The organism is Mesorhizobium sp. URHB0026 (assembly GCF_054059755.1).
The window spans coordinates 408,381-434,442 of the sequence record NZ_JBSSCN010000002.1; the positions used below are offsets into that span (position 1 = coordinate 408,381).

Here is a 26,062-nt window from a genome sequence, read left to right on the forward strand (position 1 = left end):
CACGTCCAGAGCTTGCAAACCACCGGGGCGACCGCTCTGGTCATCGCCTAAAGCGCTTCGCGTCGAGACGGATTTCAGGCGACGCGCTTTACGTAGGTATTATGCGTGTCGCCTTCCCAAAACCGAAGTCACTGTTGGGCACCGTGCACTAGCCATCAACCACGACTTCTGACCGTCTGTCATAGGCTGTCATCCACTCTTCTGCAGCACCACCAGAGGACTCGATTGCCTCCGCAGCGAGAATTCCCCGAGATCGAGCAAATGCCTCAAAGGCAAGACGAGCCGTTTCAGCATCCTCGTCGTCTGCAAGGGCAGACCGGAAAAGCGCAAGTGTGGCCGCATGTGTTGGGCTGCGGAACCCGACCCATTCGTCGAGAAGCTGATAGGCATCCATGACAGACGACACCTCATGCGCAAAGCCAAGTCCCACAATTACCTGAACCGGGCGGGTGAAGCGCTTGGGCGTCATTGTTGAGCTCCGTTTCGGCGACCGGTAGTCCGAGTGCCACTAGCTCAGCACTGAGGTGGCCGGGCCAAGGACCATCTGTGGCCTCAAGGATGCATCATAGTCTAGCAAATATTCAAGTAGGCCTTACGGACTAAGAGCCTCCGACGAATTCTGAAGTCGCGCGTACTTCCGGCAGCTGCCATGGACCGCGGTGCGGGCCGTTACGTTCATTGCTCTGTACAGATAGCTACATACAGCTTGCATACTGCCCGCAAATCGTTCGCCTGAGGAAGGTGCATGGCAGACAATTGACAGTCGTGGAATACAGCTTGCCATTACGGCTCGCGATCACGTCAACAGAAGCACCTGATCTTGGCGGTTGCTGTCGGCATGGCAAGGGCCGACAGCCGGCGCGATGCTACTGCCCGTCTTTGACGTCGGCACGCACGAGCCGCCCTGTCCCAAACAGAAGCGCGAAACGGTACACTTTTGTGCGACCCGTTCTTACACCCCGCATTTCTGGCCGGCAAAGGGCGCGCGAAAGTGCCTCGGCTCGCCTTTCGTCAATCTCCAGCATCACATTCTCGCACGTGTCTGAAGCCCCGCACCCAGGGCATCTCAGGACATTCGACGGTCTTGTCTCATCGCCGACAAGAGCAAGTTTGCACCTATTGCAGCCGAGCCGCGGTGTGTTTGCAATCATGATGGTTATCCCAGCGCTCGCCATAGGTTCACCCCTGACGCTGGATGGGAGATGCAATTGAGGGACCATTTGCGGGTGGCCCATTACGGCACACCTTTAACGCTGCGAACCCCGGCAGAGCCTGCCCTGGAGCGTGAGGATGCAAGAGCCCGTCGTCCCACTTTGCAATAATCAGTTGCACCAAGCCGCCTGTCTCGCCGCCTGGCCCTATCAAAAAGTCTGGTTGTAAGCGCCGACTTCCGGACTGCGGCGCAGCACGGCGTCGACGGCATCGAACATCTGCCGGCGACGCTCGGACGAGACCGGACTTTCGACGACCACGACCAGTTCCGGCTTGTTCGACGAAGCCCGCACCAGACCCCAGGTGCCGTCCTCGGCGACGACCCGCACGCCATTGACGGTGACGAGGTCGCCAATCTTTTGGCCAGCGAAACTGTCGCCGTCACGCTTCAGAGCCTGGAAATCGGAGACGACCCGTTCGACCACGCCATACTTCGCATCGTCTGCGCAGTGCGGCGACATTGTGGGCGTGCCGAAGGTCAGCGGCAGTGCCCGGTAGAGACCGGCCATCGAACTGGCGGGGTTGCGGTCCAGCATCTGACAGATGGCGATTGCCGTGACCAGTCCGTCGTCATAGCCGCGCCCGATCGGAGGGTTGAAGAAGAAATGGCCTGATTTTTCGAAGCCGGCGATCGCGCCGAGTTCGGCAACCCGGCGTTTGATGTAGGAATGGCCGGTCTTCCAATAGTCGGTGACAGCGCCATTGGCGCGCAGCACCGCGTCGGTGTTGAACAGTCCGGTCGACTTGACGTCGACGACGAAGGTCGAGCCCGGATACTGCCGCGAGATATCCCGCGCAAGCATGACGCCAACCTTGTCGGCAAAGATCTCGTTGCCTTCATTGTCGACGACACCGCAGCGGTCGCCGTCGCCATCGAAGCCCAGACCGACATCGGCCCCTGTCTCCAGCACCTTGTCCCTGATGGCATGCAGCATCTGCATGTCTTCCGGATTGGGATTGTAGTTTGGAAACGTATGGTCAAGCTCGACATCGAGCGCGATTACCTCGCAGCCAATGCGTTCCAGCGCTTCAGGGGCAAAGGCGCCAGCAGTGCCATTGCCGCAGGCGGCAACCACTTTGAGCTTTCGTGTGATGCGCTTGTCCCTTGTCACATCGTCGAGATAGGTGGCGCGAAAATTGTCGACGAAATCATAAGAGCCGCCGCCAACAAGGTCGAAATCGCCGGCCAGCACGATCGCTTTCAGCGCGCTCATCTCCTCGGGGCCGAAGGTCAGCGGCCGCGCCGCTCCCATCTTGACGCCGGTCCAGCCATTTTCGTTGTGCGAGGCGGTAACCATGGCCACCGACGGCGTATCGAGCGCGAACTGCGCGAAATAGGCCATCGGCGACAATGCCAGGCCGATGTCCTTCACCCGCGCGCCGGCCGCCATCAGCCCCGAAATCAACGCCAGCTTGATGCCAAGCGAATAGGATCTGAAATCATGCCCGGTGACGATGTCGGGCCCAACGCCGAGACGGCGGATCATCGTGCCGAGCCCCATGCCAAGCGCCTGGACGCCGATCAGATTGAGTTCTGGCGCGACCTGGCCAAACCACCAGCGCGCGTCGTATTCCCTGAAGCCGCATGCCTTGATCAGCGCAGAGGTTTCAAACGCGAAGGTGTTGGGCCGGGCTTCGGCAATGAAATTCAGAGGCACGAAAGGAAACTCCGCACGATGAAAACGACACGAATGCGCTTGTCGAGGCGGTAGCTTACCGGAACCATTCCTCAGGACTATTTATCAGTTTGGTTGAGCCTACTCAGACTAGACGCCTGCTGCTTCCTTAGCGGGCCGACACTGCTTTTGAAAAGGCGATGGTTGTCGCCTTCGCGATCGTGCAGAAGGCGAAGTCTCGGGAACGGTTTTGTCGGCCAATCGAACCTTTTTAATATTTTGTGATCAACCGGATTTGAGTTCTCCACAACCGTCTCCGGCTGACCATCTGCGGTTGCTAGAATCTTTTGGGCGAATGCCCTAAGCAACCGTGAGCAAGATGCAAAACCCCGCTTTAACGAGCGGTTTGTTGTTAAGCGCGGACAAAATGCCACTGTTTTTTTTCGATGTCCGGGACGGCAAATCCCATTTTCCCGACACCGAGGGAACCCATTACGTCGGTGCGCTTGAGGCCCGGGTAGACGCAGTCAGAATGCTGGTCGCCATGGCACAGGACGAAGTTCAGGGCGAGTTGCAAAGCAAGCTTTCGGTAGTCGTATCCGACGAAAGCCGTAGGCCCGTGATGGAAGCAAATATTGATTGCAATATAAAAGTCTTCTGAAAATCCCCAAAACCGCGTCAGCTTCGCACGGATGAGTTGCCCCGCAACGATATAGGCCTCCGATGCGCGGGTGAGGTCAGGCAGGCTTGTGGCGCCAGCGTGTTGCACTTGTTCGGCACAGCCTGCAGGTTGCGACCAGCTTTTGGCGGCAACCCTCCTCTTCTTGCCAGGCGACCGGCGCCCCAGCCAAGGGCGTTCGAGCCCAGGGTCGCCGGTTAGTCAACATCCCCGTCCATTTTGAACATGACCGGGCCCTGACACATTGCCAGCAACCTTTGCCGTCGCAAAGCCAACTCGGCGGAACCGGAGTACACGACGGCGGCCGCGCCGTCGTCGGACGCCGGGCTAGATCGCTCGAAAGCGGCAATGCCGCGCCGAGCACTGGCTCTCGTGGCGCAAACGACTGCAAGTGCAATGAAAAAGAGGATGCCTGGATCAGCGCTGCCGCCCGACACCGACATGGCAATTATGCTTGCAAGGGCAGCATTCCTGACGCTAGCCACGACCGCGTCTGTTTCTGGATCCACCCACTGCCGAACCGCCCCCAGCCCCCTAGCCAGGACACACAGCAGGCCCCCCATCATCAGCGACCCGAACAAGCCCAACTGGGAAAGAACAGCAATCGGCCAACTCGATGCTCTTGAGCTGCCGAACCCCACACCCAGTCCGCTGGTATCGAGAAAAGACTGCAGGCTCTTTACATTCCAATAGGTGCGTTCATGGCCTGAGCCGGAATCCGCTTTGTTGATGATGGTGCTGTTGATCAGCCTGACGAACGGGTCAAACGCCTCGGCCTTGTAAAGACTTATGCCCAATATGGCAGTCCCGCCCAACACCATGAGTGCCATTATGAGGATCTCTTCGCCCTCGACTTTTCCCCTCAGGATCGAGGCCAGCATCGACAAAGCGACCGGGATGCATAGCAGTATCAGCCCGACATAGGCGGTCGATGAAGTCGACAGAATGGACAGGAAGAGCAGGATGGCAGACAGCCATTTGGCCAGCGGTGATTTCGTCCTTCTCCAGTAGCTGTAGCAGAATGCCAGGCAGGCGAGGGAAACGCTGGCGAATGAAGAGGCCTCCGAAAAAGGTCCGGTGATCCGCACGAATCCGGCCTCCGTCGCGTTCGATATGATCGCGTAGTTGGCGGTTCTGATGGGGGCCAGCAGGTCTCCTGCGCCCACGGTCTTGCTGATGAAATCGAAGACTCCCATCCCCGTGTGGAGGCCGCACCACACGAAGAAGCCGCGCCGGACCTGGTCGATCCGGTCGGAGTGCAGCAGCAGGGCGCAAAGCGCTATTGCGGCGAGTCCACCAAGGACGAAATAGCCGGTCTGAGAAATGTTGCCGGAAACCGGCGCCAAGGAATCTTCTATGACTATGCCGCGGGTCTTGGACTGCACGAATACGGCGGTCTGTCCCGCAAAGAATCTCGGAAACAACCATGATCCGATGATTGCGTACAGCATGAGGCTTGTCAGGATCCAGACCGTCCGGATGCTTCCGAACACGAGTCCAAGATCAAGCCATATACGACGTCTTGCAGCGACGGTCGTGACAAGCAAGGCCGCGAACATGGTAAAGATCAATGGAGATGACCCGCCCAGAAAGGTCAGTGTCATGACGGCCGTCGCGCCGAAAGCCTGGGAAGCGATCAAGCCGATGATCAGCATTCCCCTTGAATAGTAGGACGTGACCAAAATAGCCGCGCATATTAGCAGTCCCGGCAGAGACACCTGCATGCCGACGAGTTCCCGCTTGGTTTGGCCCTGTGACGCGGATACAGCGAGCTGTCCGATCGCTAATCTTTCGACAGCTGGATGTCCTGAGCAAGTGAGTCAAAGGGGGTAGCCTTCCACCGGCGACGGTAGAGCGCGCCAATGCTCGTCCCCACGTCACTTCCGTGGCCTTGATATCAAGGTGGTGGTGCGCTCAAAAGCGCTTGGGGTTGAGTGATCGAATGTCCCCATCAAAGTCGCGCCAAAACATGCACCTGAGCACAATTCGAGAACAAACAGGTCTGCGACGGAGGCGCGAAGCGGGTCGTACCCTCCCGCGAATGGCTAAGCCCTGGTTCCGGCGGGCCCCCTAAAGAACGCCTCGACCCGGGAAACCGACGACCTTACTACAGTCGCACGCAGTTTTTTGCTTTCAGCCAGGAAACTCTCTGTCAATGCAGACGCATAGTAGGCCGGGCAGCGGAGAATTCCACTACAGGGAGGAGAGGCGATATGACCAGCCAGGGAGTATATCGCGCGTTAGGGCTCAAGCAGGTTAGGAAACTCAAGGAAGTTTACGAGTGTGCACGGGCCGTGAAGGCCACCTACCCTGAGGGTCATATCGCCAGCAAAGCCGCGAAAAGGTTGATCGACGCCTTCGAAGCCGATGTCCAGAATGCCGGAACTGTTCTGGATGCATCTTGGCTGACCGAAAGTGACCCCCAGGGGACCGCCTGAGCCCGAGCTATACAAAGCGTAGCTCTGTCGGGGTAAGTGCGGCACAGTGTGCTGCTTCGGACCTGTCGGCAAGGGATGCTGGCCGATTTGCCCTGCCCTTCCCAACCAAACGAGCTGGCATTTGCCACAGCGTCCAAGGAGCTGCCCTACGCGGTCCTTTCGTTGAGCGTTGCGCGAAGCAGGCGCTTAGAAGACAGTGCCGGCGCTTATGCAGTCAACCGATGCTTTGGGATGCATGGCTTTTGACTGCCGGAAGGGGTAGTCCTCGGCTACGCCTTTGGAATGAGAACCGCCGAGGCCAGCCTTCGGATGGGTTCACCTTCAGAGCGTTGCGATGTCGTGCGGTCTTCAGACGCTCCACAACATCCATCGACTGGCCGGCTCGCATGTTTAACTAAAACGGTAGCGGGGCTAGCCGTTAGTGTTTCTCGCAGATTCAAAAATTTAACCAAATGTTAATCTAAGTTAGCGCTGGCTCATAAATAGCCCATAAGCTCAGGTTGTTCTGGTTGGGGTTGGGAACAGGGAACAGCAGTGGGTGCAAGGCTGGGCAAATTCCAGCTGAAGCTCCCAAAATGGTGGGCGCTATTTTTCAATTTCTGAAGGAACTGAAGAGTGAGGGGCTAATTGGCCGCCGCAGGGCGGATCGCGTGGAAAAAAGGGTGGGTAAGAGTATGGGCTCCACAGTAGAACTGCATAGATATACTGCGGCAGATCAGGCAGAAATCCCGTCGGGCGGAGCGGGAATGGTGCAACGAGCAGGCAGGGAATGTCTGCTGATCCTGGACGGAAGGGCGCTCGACCGCGAATGTCTCGCATCGGCGCTGGAAGACCACGATCTCGGCATGGCCGTCGAGGCCATGGGATCGATTGCCGAATGGCGCGCCAAAGAGGGGATGACCCTTGCAGCCATTCTCTTCAACCTAGGTGGCCGGAAAGTCACCGACCAGGGTATCGCGGACCAGATCAGGCGAATTTCGAGCGAATTCAAGTCGGTGCCCGTAGTGATTTTGGCGGACACCGAAGACCTCGCACAGATACTGACGGCTCTCGAATGTGGCGCGCGTGGCTACATTCCAACCTCTGTAGGGATCGATGTCTGTGTCGAGGCAATCAATCTTGCGGCAGCGGGAGGCATCTTCGTTCCGGCAAGTAGCGTTCTTTCTATGCGGCACCTGATAGATTCAGGCAGCCGTGATGCGCCTTTGACCGGCATGTTCACGCTCAGGCAGGCTGAGGTCGCGCAGGCGCTCCGACGCGGCAAGGCGAACAAGATCATCGCCTTTGAACTGAACCTGCGCGAAAGTACGGTGAAGGTGCACATCCGCAACATCATGAAAAAGCTCAAGGCGACCAACCGCACGGAAGTCGCATACAAGGTCAATGATCTCTTCGCGGAAGGAGCTGCGGCTGAACGGTGATCGCAATCACAAGCCGCCTTCCCTCAATGTACGATCGCAATCTTATATAGCGAACGCACCAAGCGGGGCGCGGTCAACGAAAAGCCCGCCACGGTAGCGAACCGGGCGGGCTTCATTCTGAGCGGCTACATCCCAGGGGAATCGACCGCTGCTAGCTGTTTATCATAAGATTCTTTCCCGTGAATGGCGTGATCACGTAGGGGACGGCTATTTGGCAGGATCGCCTGGAATTTCCGGGATGTCCGGGGGGTCGGACTTCGCAACAGCCGCGGCGCAATGCTCCCCGGCGTTTCGCACACGCCGGACTGTTCCCCCAGGTTCCAGAGTTGAGCCTAGTTCAACCAACCTACGCAGGATTAGCTGCTCCCGGCTGGAAGCAACGCTGCGCGAACTCATTCGCTTGCGCCTTGATGCTGCTTGTCAGTTGGCGGCGCGTTTGCCGCACAGGACCGCACAATCGCGCCAACCATCCACCATAAGTGCTAAACCGGTGACCTTATGGAGAACGCGAAAATCCAGGCTCAGACATCTAGACTTTCTGTCGAACTGGAGCAGTCCGCATGCCTGAGCAAAGCCTCTGTTTTCGCAAATCGGGACGCCTTCAAGAACGTGGCCGTGAGCTGATCCCAGGCGGCAGCCACACCTACGCGAAAGGCGAGGATCAGTATCCCGTTCTCGCGCCGGGCTTTATCGAACGTGGTCTGGGGTGCCACGTCTGGGATGTCGATGGAAACCAATACATCGAATACGGCATGGGCAACCGTTCCGTCGGGCTGGGGCATGCATACCCAACGGTGCTCAGGGCGGTGGAGGCGGCGCTCGCCGGCGGAGCCAACTTCACGCGCCCCGCAAGAATCGAAGTTGACTGCGCCGAAACGTTCCTTGAACTCGTCGGCGCGCAGATGGTAAAATTCTGCAAGGACGGATCGGACGCGACTTCAGGCGCCGTCCGCCTTGCCCGCGCCTACACGGGTCGCGATCTCGTCGCGTGCTGCGCCGACCACCCTTTCTTTTCGACAGACGATTGGTTCATCGGGACCACACCGATGAACGCGGGAATTCCAGAAGCGGTTCAAAACCTGACCCTCACTTTCCGGTACAACGACATCGCTAGTGTCAAGGATTTGTTCGACAGGCACCCGGGTAAGGTAGCCGCCCTGATCCTGGAACCTTCCCGTGGCGACGATCCGGCCGACGGCTTCCTGCATAATGTCCAGCGTCTTTGCCGGGAAAATGGCGCGCTGTTCATTCTCGACGAAATGATCACCGGGTTCAGGTGGCATGCAGCGGGAGCACAAAGGCTCTATGGCATCGAACCGGACTTATCCACATTCGGCAAGGCTCTGGGCAATGGTTTTTCGGTCTCCGCCCTGGCAGGCAAACGCGAATATATGCGGCTGGGTGGGCTCGAGCATACGGATCGCCCCCGTGTGTTTCTGCTGTCGACTACGCATGGCGCGGAAACCCACGCGCTTGCCGCGGCCATCGCGACCATACGGGTTTATCGGGACCAGTCCGTCATCGAACACCTGCACCGTCAGGGAACGAAATTGAAGGAAGGTATCACGGAGGTTTCCAGACGCCATGGACTGGATCGGCACTTCAAAGTTGTCGGCCGTCCCAGTTGTCTCGCCTACGCCACGCTTGACCAGGACGGCAAGCCCTCGCAGACATATCGTTCCCTGTTCCTGCAGGAGACGATCAAGCGTGGTGTCCTCATGCCATCTCTCGTCGTCAGCTACACGCACGACGACGCGGCCGTCATGAAAACCATAGACGCCGTCGACGGTGCTCTGGGCGTGTACGCCAAGGCCCTGGATTCGGGAGCAAGCCAATTTTTGGTCGGCCGCCCCTCGCAGATCGTCTTTCGTCGCTTCAACAATGGCGATGCACAGGCCCGGATACCGGCGGTCTCACAGAACCCCGGGCCAGCGAGCAGTGAAACCAAACGGCAATCAGAAACCCGCCGGCTCGTATCCACTTCATGAGCCGGTAACCCCGATCTGGCAGAGCGTGGTGTCCGAAAAGTGTCGTGCGAAGATCGCCAACCACGTCGAGGATGGCTCCTGAAGGAGAAACCCGACCCGAAGTCCCAGGATCCATGTGCCCCCTTGGCTCAGACAAGCCTCAAGCAAATCGGGACGGAAAATCCGCTAAAGAAGTCTGGCTTTTCTGAGTGTAAACGCCTCGGCGAAATGGTCCGGCGCCCTGCACTCCATCCCGCGCAATCTCGCCAGCCCCGCGAATGTGTCGCGGTCGAACCAGTCCTTGGAGCGCTGCGTGCCGAAGTGCTGTTGCAGTAGCTCGATCTTGCGTTCCAGCACTGCGGCAGAGAGCGGCACGTAGGCATTTGGCTGGCAAAGATCGCCATCCCATTTGGGAATCTCGTATTCGATCACAAGATGATCGCGAAAGACATTCCAGGTCAGTTGATTGACCTCCCGGTGGTCTTGATGGGCATCGAACCTAGCATGGGTCAGCACCAGGTCGGGATGGACGCGAGATCTTAGATCTATCAACCGCTGCTTTATCGCCCGGCTATGGGCCGGGAAATAGCTGTCTTCGAAATCCGCGATGTCGACTACGGACGACTTCGATCCTTTCAGGAACGCTTCGGCCGAAGCGCGGGCCTCGACCGACCGCTGGCCGCCGGCGCTTAGCACACACCAGTGGACGTCCAGTTTCACCCCCGACGCGATCAGACCAAGGATAGTGCCGCCGGCGCCGATCTCGATGTCATCGGAATGGGCGCCAAGGCAGAGGATCGAGAGTTCCTCCCCGCCACGTGCGAGGCCAAGCCCTCTCACGAAGCGGCCATTACCAGACCGCGTCTGGTTTTTTCGGCGGTAACTTTTCTATTCCAGGGCATGTCGCCCCGTTCGACCATGTCTTCGAGCGATTGCCAATCGCGCAGCGTATCCATCGATCGCCAGAAGCCATCATGTTTGTACGCCATGAGCATGTTGTCGTCGATCAGTCGCCTGAAAGGTTCCAGAACGAGCTCCTCGCCATCGCGCATATAGTCGAAGATTTGCGGGCGGAACAGGAAGTAGCCGCCGTTGATCCAGATCTCCGAGGTATCGGTTGTGCGGAACTCACGCACGCGACCGTCTTCCGCGATATCGGCCAAATGGTATGTCAGTGGTGCGCGCACCGCGAGAAAACAACCGATCTTGCCGCTGGCTTCGAATTTCGCCACCACGTCGTCGAGATCGACGTTGGTCAGACCATCGGAGTAGTTGGCCAGGAACATCTTCTCGTTCTTAACCTGGTCCCTTGCCGCCCAGAGGCGTTCGCCGATATTGCGCCAGACCCCGGTATCAAGCAGGGTAATGCTCCAGTCCTTGACCTGGTCGCCGAGCAGTTTCACGTCTTGACCTCCCTGCGTGACCACGCAATCGGAAAAGGTCTGCGGCCGTGTGTTGAGGAAGAAATCCTTGATGACATTGGCTTTGTAGCCCAGGCACAAGACGAATTCATCATGTCCATAATCGCTGTACCACTGCATCACGTGGCGCAGGATCGGCTGGTGGCCAAGCGGGATCATCGGCTTGGGTATACTGTCGGAATAGTCGCGGATCCGGGTTCCGCGACCGCCGCAGAAGAGGACAACTTTCATCTGCCTAACTCCGATGGATCGATCACCGCCACAAAAGGAATTGGGACCACAAACCTTGCACCCCAGGAGGCGACATGGCGCATCTGTTCGATGATCTCGTCCTTCAGGTTCCACGGAAGGATGAGAATGTAATCAGGCCGGACTTCGTCGATGGCCTCGACGGATTTGATCGGGATATGCATCCCCGGTGTGAAGCGACCATGCTTGTAAGGATTACGGTCCACCGTGAAGTCCAGGAAGTCGGTGCCGATGGCGCAGTAGTTGAGCAGCGTGTTGCCCTTACCTGGAGCGCCGTAGCCACAAATCTTCTTCCCTTCGTTCTTGGCCGAGATAAGGAACGCCAAGAGGTCGCGCTTGGCACGCTGCGCTTTGTGACCGAAGGAGGCATAGGTAATCATCTCCGTTAGCCCGTGGCGTTTTTCTCGGGCGAGAAGTTTGCCCACGCTGTCATCCACGCCCCAGCGACTACCCTCATGGGCGAGATAGACGCGCAGCGAGCCGCCATGGGTGGGCAACTCCTCGACGTCGATCAGCCGCAATCCGTGGCGCGCCGCCATCAGTTCGATCGTCAGCAGCGAGAAATATGAAAAGTGCTCGTGATAAATGGTGTCGAACTGATTCTCCGCCATCAGCCGCTCGATATGTGGAAACTCGAGCGTGACCACCCCCTGAGGTTTGAGCAGGATTTTCATCCCGGCGACGAAGTCATTGAGGTCCGGCACCTGCGCCAGGACGTTGTTGCCAATGATGAGGTCAGCGCAATGTCCTTCGCTCATCATCTGATTTGCCAACCGAACCCCGAAGAAGTCGACCCGGGTGGGCACACCTTTCTCGATCGCGGCGCGCGCAACATTGGCTGCCGGTTCGACGCCCAGTACAGGAACGCCCAGCGGCAGAAAGTGCTGCAGCAGGTAACCATCGTTGCTAGCGAGCTCGACCGCAAGACTGTCACGGCCAAGTCCAAGCCGTCTGGTGATGGCCTCGCAATACACTTTCGAATGAGCCACCCAGCTGGAGGAGAACGAAGAGAAGTAGGCATATTCGCTGAAAATGGTCTCGGGGCTCAGATACTCCTTGAGCTGCACCAGGTAGCAAGTGTCGCAGACAAGCACGTTGAGAGGATAGTAAGCTTCCATTTGGTCAAGCTGCTCGGCCTGCAGGAAGCTTTCGCAAGGTGGAGACATGCCTAGATCGACCAATGTGTGGCGCAGGCGCGACCCGCAGAGCCTGCAACCGACATTCCGGCTTGCCGCACTGTGACCGCGAACGGTTTCGATAGGCTGAATGTTCATTTCCCCGCTCCTATCCGCCGTCTAACGGAGACGCAGGCGCTACGCAGAACCCATGTCTGCCGCGCCTCCGTAGACAGATGACAGGTTAGGATCCGGCCCTCTCCGGTTCGATTTGCCAATCCGTCGGGTGCATTAATCCTTATAGCGAGCCGGCGGCGGCGAGGCCGATACCGGGCTCGCCGAACGGGTAGTCAGCTGTCGTCCGCACGTACCGCTATCGGAGAGGCCAGCTAAGGCTTAGGTAGCCCTTACAGCGTGGGCTGGCGACGCTGACAATTGAGGCGGCAGTCTCACTCGGCGCCGGGGAGTCAACCCATGCAGTTTACCGAAACGGAGCTTCAAGGGGTCTGGGTAATCGAGCCTACTCCCATGCTTGACGACCGTGGTTCTTTCACCCGCCTTTTCTGTGAGAAGGAGATGGCCGATTGTGGTCTGGCGACGCGCTTTGTCCAGCACAGCCGGGCTCATTCGATCAAAAAGGGAACTCTTAGGGGGCTGCACTACCAGGAGGAGCCTTACGCAGAGGTCAAGCTGGTCTCCTGTGTCCGGGGCGCGATTTTTGATGTCGTCGTGGACCTGCGCCCGAATTCGCCGACGCGCTACAAATGGCTCGGTTTCGAACTGACTTCCGAAAACATGAAGCAGCTCTATATCCCTGCCGGGTTCGCCCACGGCCTCCAGACCCTAACCGACGGCACCGAGGTCTCGTATCTCATATCACAGTTCTATACGCCCAACGCTTCAACCGGCGTTCATTACAATGACCCCACCTTGTCCATCGGATGGCCCTTGATGCCGACGGCCATGTCGGAAAGGGACAAAAGCTGGCCCCTTATCAGACGGCGAACCGCAACGGCCTCATAAGGCTACCAGGAGCTCATGTTCCAACAGCAGTTTCGCAGCGGCGGCCAGTTCCTTGAAGGGCAGGTTCGAGCGCTCCGCCATGGCCAGGAGCGAATGCTGCCCGTCGGCGAGGTTCAGCACCCAAAGCAGGGACATCGACGTCGCCCCCGACGACTTCTGCCCTCCCACGGCTGCATAAAGGCCGCGTTTGCCGAGCTGCGGCTCGCCCTTGGGCAAGCGGTTCAACGGCGTCCAGTCCTCTTCGACAATGTCGATCACCTCCATCAAGATGCGGAAGGAATCCTCGAGATGCTCTGGCCTGATGAAGTCAAGATTGTCGGCCGAGGTGTGGTATTCGGGAAATGTGCCGTGGACGCTTCGCTGGAACATCCCGACCGGAAGATTGAAGCCCGGCGAACAATATTGCCTCTCGTCATACCCGTATGGGGAGAAATCCATCAGCTTTGCCCCGGCTCGACGCTCCAGCACGTGGGACATGGCTCGGTCAATAGAGGCGTCCCCGCGGCGGCTGCGCTTGTATGTCGGGCCTCCTGAATCGCCAACGCATGACAGCACCAGACCGTGGTCGATGAGACATGTACGGTCCTCGTTGCGCGACAGCCACGCGAGCGCGCCGATCGTGCCGGGAGCGAATAGGAAGCGGTAGCTGTATCGTGTCTTCCTTGCCTTGAGACTTCTCGCCAGCATTGCCAGCAGCGCCAAGCCCGAACAGTTGTCGTTGGCAAGTGAGGGATGGCAAATGTGGGCCGAGAGGAGGAATTCCCGCTCGCTCTCCCCGCGGTGCAGGTATTCGCCGTATGTGAGAGTGCCGTCCTCGAGCTCGGCGTCGATCTCCACACGGTAGAAACCGTCGGGCAGGTCGGCCACACGGTCGTGGGCTGCGCAGAAGCCCCAGGTCGGGGCGTAATAGCTGGTGCGGTAGGGGATCAGCTGCGGCTGTTCGGGCAGAGTATGAATGTGCGGCCTCAGCTCGGCGAGCGGCAGGATGCCCTTGAACGGCAAGCTGTAGTTGACGACGTGCAGGTTGGAATCCGCAAAATCGAGGACCGTCTGTCCGTCCGGGCCTGTGATGGTTGCAGAGCGTATGTTCCATTCCTTCGGAACGGTCCAGTCGAACAGCTGCGTCCCGGTGGGCACTTCGTGCCGTTCCAACTCGATATGCTGTGACAGGACATCCAGCGTTGCTCGAACGCCGTTTCCCGTGATGCTCCGGCAGATGGGAAACAGACGTTCGGCCAGGGCATAAATTTCGTGACCGACTCCGGTTGCCGGCGGGCCGATCCCGGCGGGGTTCAGGTGTTCCATCCAGCTTATCCGAGCGCCTCCTCCAATGGCTTGGATACTCCAGCAACCCGCATCCGCTCGTCCAGAAGTCCGCTGGTCAACAGATGCCTGATGTGACCGATGCGCTGGAAGCGCGGCCCCTCGAATTCCTCCAGCGTGACATTCGACTTCCGGTATGCCTGGTAGAGTTGCTCGGCACCCTTGCGCGCATCCCATTGTGGCCTGAAGGCAGGCAGGGCAAGCGCGATCTTGTCGAAGTTGACCCGATAGGAGCGTTTGTCGGGTCCGGCGTCGGGCGCGAGTTCAAGCCGGCAATCGGGCACGATCTCGGCGACGATCTCGGCGATGTCCCGGATCCTGTAATTGTGGTCGGTTCGTCCCACGTTAAAGGCTTGATTGTGAATGGCCTCGCGGGGCGCCTCCAGCCCGGCAATGAATGCCCTGGAAATGTCCTCGATATGGACAATCGGTCGCCACGGTGTTCCATCGGACTTCAGGAGGATGACGCCTTTGGTGACCGCCCACGCGACCAGATTGTTCAATACGATGTCGAAACGGAGCCGCGGCGAGAGCCCATACGCCGTGGCGGGGCGGAAATAGGTGGGAGAAAAGCTGCTGCTGGCCAGTTCGGAAATATCCCGTTCTGAAAGGACCTTCGACCAACCATAGGGCGTGACCGGATTCAGTTCGCCAGTTTCATCGACCATCCCGTCCCCTGCCTGTCCGTAATTGCTGCAAGACGAGGCGAACAGGAAGCGCGACACGCCGGCGTCCTTGGCCGCCTTCGCAAAGCGGACGCTGCCCTTATGGTTGATTTCGTAGGTGATGTCCGGATCAAGGTCGGACAGCGGGTCATTGGAAAGGGCCGCAAGGTGGATGACGGCATCGAACCCTTCGAGGTCGCGCGCATGCACGTCCCTGACATCCTTTTGGATGGATGGAATTGAAGCCCGCTCGCCCCCAGCGGCAAAGGTGCAGCGCCGGTAGAGATCGCTGTCATAGCCCATCACCGAATGCCCGGCACGAAGCAGCATCGGCACCATCACCGATCCGATATAGCCTTGATGGCCGGTTACCATGACTTTCATCGCGCACCTCTTCTCAAACCGATATTGATATCCGGGAGGCTACTTGGGCTTGAAGGAACGGGGGAGAACGCCAATGGACGCCCAGGATTCCCCGTTCGAGGAAGCGTTGCCGGCGCTTACCTCTTTTGCAGTGGCGCTCGTCTAACCCTTTCGAAGGAACCGGCGCACGACTTGCCTTGCGCTGCCGGCTGCACGCAATTGCGCGTTCATTGGCTTTGAGCTACGGGGCCTTGAGCTATCAGCTCCAGGATCCAATCCCTGTATCCGCGGCTGTTTAGCTCTGGCGGCTGGAAAACCGTGCGCTCCGCCTTGAAGGGAGAATCTTCGACATCCGTCAGCTCTCCGCTGGTTGGATCGCGCCAGCGAGCGCGGACGGAAGCCGCCGAAAGCTGCGCCAGGTCCACTGTGATGCGGTCGTTGCCTGGCATGTAGACGACAGCGTAGGATCCGTCCCTGGCGGCCGCGGCGACCGCCCTCCCCATGTCCTTGCCCGTGCCATCGACGAGCAGTCTGTTCTTGCTGTCGGGTTCGAGCAGCCACCACTTTATCGATGACATGAAAGCGAAAAGCACCCCCATGCTTTTTGCCCCCGGGCTGTTCAGAGCCTCTTTCCACCCCAATGTTTGCCGATGGAGACCGGGCCCGCCGAAATGCCATATCGGGTTGTTGCCGTAGAGGTGGCCAAAGGCGCCCGAGAAGATCGCCTGGTAAGCCTGAATGCGGACCCGGTACTCGTCGGTACCACTTTCGAACTCATAGGCGCTCTCAATCAGGAAGAAAGGCATACCCCTGCCGTACTCCCTGATCGCGGCCGTGTAGACAGGTCCGTATGTGTAGATGTTGTTCACGTTCAGCCAGGATTCGTGAGTCCACAAATCAAGTGGTGGCGTTTCGGGAGCGCCATGGATGGTGCTAAGAGCGCCCGGGTCCTCGTCAAGGATGCCTTTGGCAACAGCCCTCACCAGATCCTTGTCCGCTGGATCGTCATCGCCACCGTTGACCCACATGATATTGTCGAAGTGCCGGTAGCGATGTCCGACGAAATGGCCGTACGAAGCAAGCCTTCCTGGCCCTGCGGCCGCCATGTTCTGATACCAACCGTCAATACCACCGCGATAGCCGAGATACGCTGGGGCAAGCAGCACCAGGAAACCGAGGTCGCAAGCCTTCTGCAGGACACGGTCCGCATGGGCAAAATACGCCTCATTCGGAACGGCGAAATCGGCGTTGCCAGCGAATGGCCTCTCGCCATATGCGTTTGCGGGCGCGTTGCGGGAAAATCGGTGCTCTAGCAGGTTGACCAGCACCGTATTGAAACCACGAGCCTTGCGGTCCTCAAGATAGAGGTATGCTTCGTCATCCTTCAGATCTGCGATGAGGGACCAGGCCGAGTCGCCATGCATCAAGAATGGATGGCCGTCCTTGTCGACCGGAAAGCTCTTTCCAGATTCGATCCGTAAAGGGAAACGCGTCCCCTTGTCGCGTTCGCAGGCTAAGCTTCCGGTCTCCATAGCCACCAAAAAGACGCAGGTCATGACAACAGACATCAAGCGCATTGCGCTCACTCCCTCCCGCCCGTCGATCATGCTCACCCAGGGGTCGGCGCCCCGGAGACCTCATGGATGGAGGAGTGCCTGGAGTTGAACTCCGATGAGGTGACAATGCCGTAGGCTGCGTCCTTGCGGGTCATGGTGCCCGCGCGTAGCGGCCGCGTATAGGTGTCAAGGCCGTAGTTGTCTGCGGGACGGTCAAGAAGCAGCAGGTAGAGGAAACTGATGTAGGCGCGGTCCGTCAGGCCGATCGTGGCATATCTGCTTTCGAAATCGTCGGTGTCCATCATGTCCAAGATCATGTCAGCAAGCTTGCTATTCCCGCTTTCAAGAGCTGCCGACCAACGATCCACGCTGGCCGTGTCGCCATCGTGACCAAGAATGAGGCAATAGACGAAACTTGCCTGCCTCACATAAAGGGGTTTGTTTGCAGCCAGGGTCTCTGGATCGCATTCCCGGTACGGTCTAGGCGCCGGCTGCGGGCCGCGGGTGAAGTCACGCACCGTCTTATAGGCAGGCTTAGGCTCGCCGACCCTCCATTTACCGTAGGGCGCCGGGATCAGCCTCACCAATCCCATATTGGCTTCCATGCTAGGAGCCCAGTAGGCCTCATCGACGAGTTCGTAGATGTGCGCGGCCTCGACCTTGTACTTCTTGTTGAGGTCTTGAAGTCTCGTCATTGTCTGCTTGATGCCGTCGGCCTGCTGCTTCTCGCCGCGCTGGCTTCCGTAAGGGTTGTCGAATTCGGTAACCCATATCGGCTTGCCGTAGGCCGAGATTTCCCGGAAAGCCCATTCCGGATCGTCGCCGTACATATGCCAAACCGAGATATCCCAAGCGATGCCGTCCTGCTTCATCCGTGCGAACGCGCCGACGTGGCCCCATCCGGCGGTGCCGATCGCCTTGCTGATGGTCGGATCGGCCGCAATCATCCCTTCGGACAGCCCCTTGAGGACGGCACTCACTTTCATCCAGCGCGGGCCGTAGTAATCGAGCGTTCCCGTTCCACCTGCAGGTCCCCAACCACATGGATATTGCGAACCATCATCGCGCTTCTCACAAGGTTTGATGATGGCGTAGTTCTCCATCTCGTTGCCGAGTTCCCAGACACGGATGTCGGCCTTGAACCTTGAGCCAAGTGCGATCGCAAGTTTCCGGGTCCTGGCGTAAAGTTCTTCCGGACTATCCTTGTCCATATCGATTCCGGCGGGCGTGAGGACGGGCAGGATCTCGATGCCTCTCACCTTTCCGGCGGAGACAAGGTTGGCAAGCGTATCCACGTCGCCCTCGCCCCTAACATTGACCCTGTACGACTTCAGGCCGAGATCCTTAACGAAGTCGAGTTGCCTTTCGATCGGGATACCCGGATAAGCAACTATTGGATGACCATTAATGCCCCAAAGGAAACTGGCGGAGGCAGACGAGACAAACGCCGGCAGGCAAGCCAAAGCGACTGCGAAACGAAACGACATGGCGACAGTTCTCCCGGTCGGGGCGGCCTCGATAGTCGGGACTGTGAGCGCCGGTAGCAATCTACCCATACGGGTGACCGACGCGTCTGCGATACCCCTTTCGGAGGTCGCCACCAACTCACGCCCTGTCTTGAACCTCTTACGCCCTATTTTACCCAAATGTGATCAGCCCATAGCTGATCTGGAAAAAGGCCCGACAACTCCGGCTGCCATGCTCGTTACCCCTTTCGTCTGTGATTAGTCCTTACTTTGAAGGTACTGACCTTTAACTGGGTTTGTCGGACTATTCAGCGTGACGAAGGCGGCCCCGCCGCTACCGGGAAAGGGCACTATGCCTTCTGTTAAACGCGCACTTCTGATGAGCACGGGCGAACGTTATGTCCTGCTCGTATCGAATTTCGCCACGACCGCAGTGGTTTCGCGCTTATTGACACCACAGGAAATCGGCGTGTCGGTGATCGGGATGGCAATCCTGGCGATAGCCCTATCTGTCAGGGAATTCTCCAGTTCAAGCTTCCTGATCCAGCGCGGGGAACTCAGCCGCGAGGATATTCGGGGGGCCTTTACAGTGATGTTCGTCCTTACCGGGATTGCCGTCACCGTTCTCCTAGCCGCGTCCCCTATTCTGGCCTCAGTCTACGCGGAGCCGAACCTCGTCCCCTATTTTCGAGTTATTTCAGCCTGCCTCTTCCTCGACGCCTTGGTTATCCTGGTCAACGCTCTCCTGCGCCGGGAAATGGCCTTCGGCAAGGTAGCTGCCATTAGCATCACCAACGGCGCGACAGGGGCTGTGGCAACAATCGCTTTGGCGTTCGCGGGCTTCAGCTATATGAGCTTCGCTTGGGCGTGGCTAATCGGCAGTGGGCTTGCTGCATGCCTTGCACTTGCCCTGTGTCCGCATTTCTGGATGTTCAAGCCAACCCTCGCCAATTGGCGCGCAATGGTCTCGTTCGGCGGATACAACGGCTCCATCGCCATACTCTTCCGCATTTTTGACGCCCTGCCCCTGCTGTTGTTGGGCCGACTGGTGTCACCGAATGCCGCAGCCTTGTTCAGCAGGACCCTCTTGATCAGCCAGATACCCGACAAACTCCTCCTCGGAGGGGCCGTGGCTGTCGTATTGCCGGCGTTTTCGGCAGAGGTCAGACAAGGCAGTGATTTGAAGCGCCCGTATCTCGCGGCCCTTTCTATTGTCACGGCTTTCTACTGGCCGGCTCTCCTTGTGCTCTCAGTGCTGGCCTATCCGGTCGTGGACGTCGTGCTCGGTCGACAATGGATCGAGGCTGCGCCGCTTGTTCAGGTCGTCGCGATTGCTCTTCTCTTCTCCTTCAGTTTTGAGCTCAATTACCCGGTATTGGTTGCAGTCGGTGCGATCCGCGACTTGTTCATCCGTGCCCTCATCGTCTTCCCGATTTCTGGCATTCTGTTGTCAATGGCTGGCGTCTTCGGCGGATTGCAGGCGGCCGCCTGGTGTATGCTGGTGACGGTTCCTTTCCAGGCATATGTTGCCCTGAGCTTCGTTCGGCGACGGTTGGGATTGAAACTGAAGGATATCGCCGCAGCGCTATGGAGAAGCGCCGTCATGGCCATAGCGAGCGCGGCTGGTCCGCTGTGCGTGGCTTTCTTGTCGGGCACAGGCTTCGCTCTTTCACATGGGCAGGCACTCGCAGCAGGGGTGTTGGCGTTTGGTGGATGGGGAGCGGCATTGGTCCTTACCCGACATCCTTTGGTTGACGAGATAATCAGGTCCATTCCCGGTTTAGGGCGTGCCTCGCTCCGCCCGGCCGAGTGAGGCGAGCACCAGTGAACACGATGGCCGACGAAAAAGTCGCATAGCCAATGGTTATCCAAACGAGCCTGGAAGGACGCGAATGTTTATGGACGAGAACAAGCGGGACAAGAAGCAGGGCCTCACCCTGCCGAAAGGCTTGGACTGCGAGGCATGCCGAAGCCGCCGCATTTGCCATTCGGACCTCCTGACCTCGGTCGCCCCTTCCAATCAGAGCGTGCACGGCCGCGGTATCATGCTGCCGCACGCATGCATGCACCGATAGCGAGCACACACCATGGTCCTTTCGCACAGGAATGGGTTCTCGCAGGTCATCGGCGCAAAGCCACAGAAAATATGCCTTTTCGGAATGTTTGGCGGGGGTAATTTCGGTAATGACGCGTCATTGGAAGCGTTCTTGCTTTTCTTGCGGGAAGCTCGGCCGGAGGCGGCTATCGCGTGCGTCTGTGTTGATCCAGATGCCATTGGTAAAGCGCATCAGATTGTCACAACACCAATCAGCGCCCCAGAGTTTTCCAATACCCTCCTAAGGTTCTGCAATAAAGTCAGCCTGAGAATAATGGGAAGGCTAGCGAACTGGCGCCGGGCAATCAAATATGTCAGGCAATTCGACATCATAATTGTGCCAGGAACGTCAACGTTAAACGACTACGGCTCAGGTCCATTTGGAACATCCTACGGTCTGTTCCGCTGGGCTGCATCTGCGCGACTGTCGGGGGTGAAGTTCTGCTTTATTGGAACCGGCGCAGGTCCGATCCTAAATTCTACCAGCCGCCGGATGTTGAGGTCTGCAGCGGCCTGGGCCTACTTCCGTTCGTTCCGCGATCAGGTCTCCAAGGATTTCTTATCGTCGCTCCGCATCGACACAAGTAGAGATCAAGTCTACCCAGATCTGGTGTTCAGACTGCCTACGCCATTGCCCGTGCGAGACAACACCGGAGGAAAACTGACGACAGTTGGGGTCGGGCTCATGAACTACAACGGCTGGCGCGCAGGCGCGCGCTCAGGGTCGGATACCGCTATCTATGAAACCTATATCGAGAAGATGGGCCGTTTCGTCAACTCATTGCTGGATCGAGGCTACCGAGTACGCCTTATTATCGGCGAAACCGTGGATATGCGGGCAGTCAGGGATATCGGCCGAATTGCTAAGGCGAGCGGATATGACCTGATCGACGGCACCCGCTTCACTCGGCAGGCTCGTCAGCTTGTTGCCGAGCCAATCAACTCCCTGCATGACGTCATGCGGCAAATTGGCGACACTGACGTCGTTGTCGCCACCCGTTTCCATAACGTGGTTTGCGCTCTGAAGCTTGCTGTACCGACAATCTCCATCGGATACGAGGCCAAGAACGATGCGGTGATGACTGATTTCGGTCTTGGCGATTTCTGTCAATCCATAGAAAATCTCGACCTGGAGCTGTTGGAGACGCACCTCACCGAACTGTTAAAGAACAAGGTGCACTATCGCGCAGTCGTTCGGCGCCATCTCGATCATGTACTGTTTCGTGTAAAGGAGCACGAGCAGGAGTTGTTGTCCAAGATCCTTTGAAATTAAGCCGAGGCGCCAAATTATTGCCTGCTGAAATACTGTCTCGCGCGATCTGTCGCGGCTTCAACCGCTCAGCAACTCCTGTGGATGCATTCGGTCAGCGGCCTCCGCCTTAAAAATTCTCCGAGCAGAACTTGGCTTCGCCAATCTCAGGGCCCGTTGAAAGACGCCAGCTTCGTTTCCAATTCGAATAGGGCAGCCATCCAACCAGCGATTTGGCCCAATCCGCGGCGCTCGGAGCGACCTGCCGCTCTTTCAGGCCCTTCAAGAGTTCCTGAGCGGCGTCTAGCCTTCCCATCACTGTCCATTTTATGGCCAAGCGCATCATTCTGGCACGCATACATTCCTTTTTACTTCGGAAAGTCGGCTCGTCCCAACACTGCACCCCAAAGGCACATAAAATGTCAAAACGCTCAAGTAAGGTTTTTAACTGATTCGCACCGAGTTGCTGGCTTGTAAGCGAGTTCGGGTGCCACCGTGTGTAGACGAGTGGCGCGTGCAAATAGGCGAGCTTGCCACGCAGGACACTGCGCACGACTGCAGAAAAATCAAAATGGATCGGCGCATCGTTGAAGAATACCGGGCTTTGCGCGCTGCCAGGAAAACGAACGAATAAGTGGTGATAGGGCAGCCAATTAATGCTTTCGTCTAGCATCTTGGCCGCGATCTCAAGGCCTCCAAAAACACCTTGTTTCAACGGCAAATTCGCGCGATGGACCCTGTCCATGAAGATGTCGTCGCAAAGAACGACCTCGATTTTTTCGTCGCATTGAGCAATCTCCACGAAGCGCGAGATGCAATCGCTGCGCATCAGGTCGTCTGCGCATAGAATCTTCACGTAAAGGGCCTCGGTGGGAACCGCACAAAGCGCCTTGGTCCAGTTTTCTCGCAGCGGAAGGAGGCTGTCATTGCGAATGGTAATCAGCTCAACACGCTCCGACCGAAAGCGATCGATGATTTGCGGCGTGTTGTCCGAGCTGCAATTGTCAACGATAACGTGTATAATGTTATCATAGCTTTGCCGCTGAACAGATCTCATCGTAGCCTCCAGATACGCACCTCCGTTGTATACGGGCGTTACCACCGCAACGAGAGGTAGAGCTGGCGCCGAGCAGTGTCTCATAACGTTATCTTTTTTCGTTTCGGACGGCGATATTGAATTGACCTACTCAAAAGCGAGAAGCCGACCTCAGCTTCTGTCGGTGGCTTCGTTAAGATGAGGCAGCCCAGGACCTTTCTCATGGCAAACGGCTTCGATGCTCCGATCCGGGCTGCGCGCCACCTTGATGCCCTGTCGTCGATCTAGGCGCTGCCGATGACGGTGATATTCCCGGTGCGACGAACCAATCAGACAGGTATCGAGTCATAGGCACTTCAGCATAAAGATAGACGAAAACTGACACGCAGGTTACGGCCATGGGGGTCACGAACAACAGCACCGTGGCCAGCCATGCCGAATTTCCGCTTTCGACAACGAGCTTTTCGGAGATGAGATCCACGAACCAGTGTGTCAGATAGATCGAGTAGGTGCATTTGGCGAGAAAGTTCAAAAATTTCGAGTGGGCGTAGATGCCAAGCTGCTCCAGAGTAACAACCCCCAGCAACAGAAGCGACATCGGCACGCCGAGGGCGAGGACGCGAGGCAGTGCCGGCCAGAAGAACGGACGCAACACTGCAGCCACAGCTCCGAAGGTGACTGCCACCGCTGCGAGAACAACGACGCGGCGCTGCGGCATTTTGAAAAGGAAGGGCCCAGAGCTGACAAGCGTGAAGATGAGGATGCCGAGGGCAAAATCGATCAGTATGGGATTGGTATAAAATACGAAAATCGGGTTCTCGAATCTCGTTATTCTGCCAGCGCCTGCAAGGAGTACCGCAAAGGCGGCGGAATAGAAAACACCGTTTTTGGCGCTGGCAGTCTGAAAAGCCGCGATAATCAAGCTGAACTCGACGATGACCAGCAAGGTCCAGGTCGGATACAGGATCGGGTATGGACCGTAGGGGACGAAGGCAAGCGACATGAAGAGTGCTGACAAGGGCGTCGAATGGTTATTCATCGCGTAATTTTCGACAAGAAATGCGAGAACCGTGAAGCCCCAGTATAAAGGCACGATGCGAATGAGCCGCGCGCGCAAATAAGCACCTGCGGACATGCCGTTGTTCCCGAGCACATGCGCGGTTAGAAAGCCGGCCAGAACCACGAACAAATCCGTTCCGAAACGGAAAATCTCCAAGACAGCCGGATGAATGTGGGCGGCGCCAACCACCGCAGGCATGTGGATGTAGGCGATGGCATAGGCGGATACGAGCCTCAAAAGCTGAGGATTGTGCCAGAACTTCCTTGCCTGAGCAGACCGGGCCGCGGCCGGAGAGTACTCAGCGTTGACCCTGGCCGTTATCGATGCCAGGCGGACCGTGCCGAGCGTTAAGAAGACCATCGCCCTATCCAATGAAGCCGCTACGGTGGCCTGTTTGCCCTCGATCGGCTTCGATCTCAATTTACCGGAGGCGAGCGGACCTGAGAATTGACCCAAACGGCGCATTGCTAATCCATTTGAGGAATATTGGGTCAATCGTTTCTGTTAGGCTGTCGAGCGCGGATTGGCACCCGGCCAGACACGAAGCCTTCAATCAGCGCGGCTTTGCGGCCGGTTTCGGGAAATCGGCAAGGTCGTTTCCTTCGGACGGTCTCTAGCCGCGGGACCGCTCCGCGAAATCGGCGTCAACCTGGACCATCAGTTCCAGGTATTTCCACGCGATCCACCGCCAGGAATAACTGCTTGCCCTGGTGTTGCCCTTGGTCACCAGCCACTCGCGCAATGCTGGGGTGAGCACAAGCTGGCGGACCTTCTCGGCCCACGCATGGACATCGTCAGGATCGGCATAAAGAGCAGAGTCCCCACAGATTTCCGGGAGGCACGGCGAGCTCGATGCAATGACGGGACAGCCAGACGCCATCGCCTCGACCGCCGGGAGCCCGAAACCCTCGATGCGTGAGGGGAACAGGAAGCACAAAGCGCCCTCGAGCGCCTTCTTGAAGTCGTCATCGCCTATGTGGCCAAGCAAGACGATGTTGTCGGGCAGTTTCGCAACGTATCGCAGGATTGTGGCTTCGTCGACGTCCCCAGGCATCCACAGATCCAGACCCATGTCATCGAGGAGTGGAGCCAGCCGGGCAAGAAGTTCCAGGTTCTTGTATTCTTGGTCCCCCCGGCCAAGGCAAAGGACATATGGCCTACGCCGATCCACGGCCAGGGACGATTTCTTGGCATCCCATCTCCTGGCATGGTCGCTGCCGTTGTAGGTGACGACGATATTTTCCTCCGGTGCTATTCCGAACTTGATCAGGTGACTTCGCGCCAGCTGCGAGACCGTCGTGATACGAGCAGCCCGCCTGCCGAGCGCTGGGAGTATGAGGCGATGCGCCCACCGGAAGCCTCTCGCATAGCTCAACGGCATCAGCCTCGTGTGCATGTCGTGGATACAAGCGATTTGACGGCTAAGCATGACGGGAGCGAGGTTGCAGAAACTCAGCAACCCGCCAGGCACATGCCAGGGCAACTGCGCCTGAACCCAAAATTGAGGAAGTCGTGGTCTGTTGAATTCCGGAATGATGCGGACGGCGATGGCCTTAAGGGGCAAGGGTTCGGTTAGCGGGCGTGGGATCACCAGATCCATGTCCAGGTCGCGACCAAGGGGATGACCTTCCGAAATGAGAGCGTCGAGAGCCATGGTCACTTCGCGAGCATAACGGGCTACTCCATTACGGCGAAGCGTCGTGAAGTCTCCGTTTATCGTCCAGCGTCGCCTCGCCGCCCCCTGGTCCCGTGACTTTCGCTCGGGTATACCAACCAGGTATTTGGCGTCTTCGACAAGGGTTCCCGCCAGCTGTGTGCCGCTGTCGTGGCCATTCAACCGCCTTGATGACGGCGACTGCGTCGCATCGAATTCGGAATTACCCATAACCCTCTCCGGTCCGGCCGCACCTGTGGTCAGATTAGCATTCTCGGTCGCGCACGGCCCTCCAACGTTCGAGGTAGGTTGAACACCGCCCTCGCCCGGCCGGATGAGGCTCCGCGCCAACAGGTGACCGAATGGCCGTAGTGACTGCGCCCCTATGGCCGCTCCACAGTGAAAGTCTCGGGGGTAAGGGCATGCCACGACGTTGGACGATTAATGGGCGCTT

Annotated in this window: 20 protein-coding genes; 7 read left to right on the forward strand and 13 right to left on the reverse strand. The window is 58.0% G+C overall.

Features of this window, described 5'->3' with window-relative positions; all coding sequences use genetic code 11:
- Positions 1-148: 148 nt before the first annotated feature.
- Positions 149-469, reverse strand: a complete 321-nt coding sequence (locus ACVWWD_RS30545; protein WP_352576045.1) for a DUF982 domain-containing protein — start codon at positions 467-469, stop codon at positions 149-151.
- 892 nt (positions 470-1,361) lie between these two features.
- Complete coding sequence (locus ACVWWD_RS30550; protein WP_352732722.1) at positions 1,362-2,870, reverse strand: phosphomannomutase/phosphoglucomutase; 1,509 nt, start codon at positions 2,868-2,870, stop codon at positions 1,362-1,364.
- Positions 2,871-3,255: 385 nt separating this feature from the next.
- Here ACVWWD_RS30550 and ACVWWD_RS30555 point away from each other — a divergent pair, with 385 nt between their 5' ends.
- Positions 3,256-3,489: a DUF6894 family protein gene (locus ACVWWD_RS30555; protein ID WP_023781630.1), complete on the forward strand. Its 234-nt coding sequence runs from the start codon at positions 3,256-3,258 to the stop codon at positions 3,487-3,489.
- 215 nt (positions 3,490-3,704) lie between these two features.
- Here the strand turns inward: ACVWWD_RS30555 and ACVWWD_RS30560 are convergent, their stop codons facing one another.
- Entirely contained in the window at positions 3,705-5,162 is a 1,458-nt protein-coding gene (locus tag ACVWWD_RS30560) for a hypothetical protein (RefSeq protein WP_457103702.1), read from the reverse strand.
- A gap of 558 nt (positions 5,163-5,720) precedes the next feature.
- Here ACVWWD_RS30560 and ACVWWD_RS30565 point away from each other — a divergent pair.
- The 3 genes from ACVWWD_RS30565 to ACVWWD_RS30575 all read left to right on the forward strand — a co-directional run bounded on the left by ACVWWD_RS30565 (position 5,721) and on the right by ACVWWD_RS30575 (position 9,354).
- Positions 5,721-5,945: a hypothetical protein gene (locus tag ACVWWD_RS30565; RefSeq protein WP_352548214.1), complete on the forward strand. Its 225-nt coding sequence runs from the start codon at positions 5,721-5,723 to the stop codon at positions 5,943-5,945.
- A gap of 674 nt (positions 5,946-6,619) precedes the next feature.
- The gene (locus tag ACVWWD_RS30570) at positions 6,620-7,366 is read left to right on the forward strand and encodes a LuxR C-terminal-related transcriptional regulator (protein WP_435054089.1); all 747 of its coding nucleotides are present in this window, start codon (positions 6,620-6,622) and stop codon (positions 7,364-7,366) included.
- A 560-nt stretch (positions 7,367-7,926) separates the two neighbouring features.
- Positions 7,927-9,354: a glutamate-1-semialdehyde 2,1-aminomutase gene (locus ACVWWD_RS30575; RefSeq protein WP_352732716.1), complete on the forward strand. Its 1,428-nt coding sequence runs from the start codon at positions 7,927-7,929 to the stop codon at positions 9,352-9,354.
- A 165-nt stretch (positions 9,355-9,519) separates the two neighbouring features.
- Here the strand turns inward: ACVWWD_RS30575 and ACVWWD_RS30580 are convergent, their stop codons facing one another.
- Genes ACVWWD_RS30580 through ACVWWD_RS30590 form a run of 3 tightly spaced genes read right to left on the reverse strand, consistent with a single transcriptional unit; the run spans position 9,520 to position 12,277 of the window.
- The gene (locus ACVWWD_RS30580; RefSeq protein WP_352576033.1) at positions 9,520-10,173 is read right to left on the reverse strand and encodes a PIG-L deacetylase family protein; all 654 of its coding nucleotides are present in this window, start codon (positions 10,171-10,173) and stop codon (positions 9,520-9,522) included.
- Positions 10,170-10,985, reverse strand: coding sequence for a sugar phosphate nucleotidyltransferase (locus ACVWWD_RS30585; protein ID WP_023774755.1), 816 nt, complete (start codon positions 10,983-10,985; stop codon positions 10,170-10,172). The genes ACVWWD_RS30580 and ACVWWD_RS30585 overlap by 4 nt, the downstream gene beginning before the upstream one ends.
- On the reverse strand, positions 10,982-12,277 hold the full coding sequence (locus tag ACVWWD_RS30590) for a class I SAM-dependent methyltransferase (RefSeq protein WP_352576031.1): 1,296 nt from the start codon (positions 12,275-12,277) through the stop codon (positions 10,982-10,984). Before ACVWWD_RS30590 ends, ACVWWD_RS30585 begins: the two co-directional genes overlap by 4 nt.
- A gap of 315 nt (positions 12,278-12,592) precedes the next feature.
- Here ACVWWD_RS30590 and rfbC point away from each other — a divergent pair, with 315 nt between their 5' ends.
- Positions 12,593-13,141: a dTDP-4-dehydrorhamnose 3,5-epimerase gene (gene rfbC, locus ACVWWD_RS30595; RefSeq protein WP_352566414.1), complete on the forward strand. Its 549-nt coding sequence runs from the start codon at positions 12,593-12,595 to the stop codon at positions 13,139-13,141.
- On the opposite strand, the gene ACVWWD_RS30600 is transcribed toward rfbC, so the two are convergent.
- The 4 genes from ACVWWD_RS30600 to ACVWWD_RS30615 form a co-directional block, all read right to left on the reverse strand.
- Positions 13,136-14,446: a DUF4910 domain-containing protein gene (locus ACVWWD_RS30600; RefSeq protein WP_352548228.1), complete on the reverse strand. Its 1,311-nt coding sequence runs from the start codon at positions 14,444-14,446 to the stop codon at positions 13,136-13,138. The two genes, rfbC and ACVWWD_RS30600, sit on opposite strands and share 6 nt — an antisense overlap.
- Positions 14,447-14,451: 5 nt before the next feature.
- Positions 14,452-15,513, reverse strand: coding sequence for an NAD-dependent epimerase/dehydratase family protein (locus ACVWWD_RS30605; protein WP_023781624.1), 1,062 nt, complete (start codon positions 15,511-15,513; stop codon positions 14,452-14,454).
- Positions 15,514-15,719: 206 nt separating this feature from the next.
- Positions 15,720-17,069 (reverse strand): apiosidase-like domain-containing protein, encoded by a 1,350-nt coding sequence (locus ACVWWD_RS30610; RefSeq protein ID WP_352732713.1) that lies wholly within the window; start codon positions 17,067-17,069, stop codon positions 15,720-15,722.
- Positions 17,070-17,101: 32 nt separating this feature from the next.
- On the reverse strand, positions 17,102-18,535 hold the full coding sequence (locus tag ACVWWD_RS30615) for a DUF4214 domain-containing protein (RefSeq protein WP_352732710.1): 1,434 nt from the start codon (positions 18,533-18,535) through the stop codon (positions 17,102-17,104).
- A gap of 358 nt (positions 18,536-18,893) precedes the next feature.
- On the opposite strand from ACVWWD_RS30615, the gene ACVWWD_RS30620 reads away from it, so the two are divergent.
- Both ACVWWD_RS30620 and ACVWWD_RS30625 read left to right on the forward strand, forming a co-directional pair.
- Complete coding sequence (locus ACVWWD_RS30620) at positions 18,894-20,327, forward strand: oligosaccharide flippase family protein (protein ID WP_352732707.1); 1,434 nt, start codon at positions 18,894-18,896, stop codon at positions 20,325-20,327.
- A 274-nt stretch (positions 20,328-20,601) separates the two neighbouring features.
- Positions 20,602-21,876, forward strand: a complete 1,275-nt coding sequence (locus ACVWWD_RS30625) for a polysaccharide pyruvyl transferase family protein (protein ID WP_352662493.1) — start codon at positions 20,602-20,604, stop codon at positions 21,874-21,876.
- Positions 21,877-21,988: 112 nt separating this feature from the next.
- Here ACVWWD_RS30625 and ACVWWD_RS30630 read toward each other — a convergent pair whose 3' ends face one another.
- The 3 genes from ACVWWD_RS30630 to ACVWWD_RS30640 form a co-directional block, all read right to left on the reverse strand.
- On the reverse strand, positions 21,989-22,999 hold the full coding sequence (locus ACVWWD_RS30630) for a glycosyltransferase family A protein (protein WP_352662490.1): 1,011 nt from the start codon (positions 22,997-22,999) through the stop codon (positions 21,989-21,991).
- A 115-nt stretch (positions 23,000-23,114) separates the two neighbouring features.
- Complete coding sequence (locus ACVWWD_RS30635) at positions 23,115-24,419, reverse strand: acyltransferase family protein (protein ID WP_352662487.1); 1,305 nt, start codon at positions 24,417-24,419, stop codon at positions 23,115-23,117.
- A 148-nt stretch (positions 24,420-24,567) separates the two neighbouring features.
- Positions 24,568-25,839 (reverse strand): glycosyltransferase family 4 protein, encoded by a 1,272-nt coding sequence (locus ACVWWD_RS30640; protein ID WP_352662484.1) that lies wholly within the window; start codon positions 25,837-25,839, stop codon positions 24,568-24,570.
- Positions 25,840-26,062 lie beyond the last annotated feature (223 nt).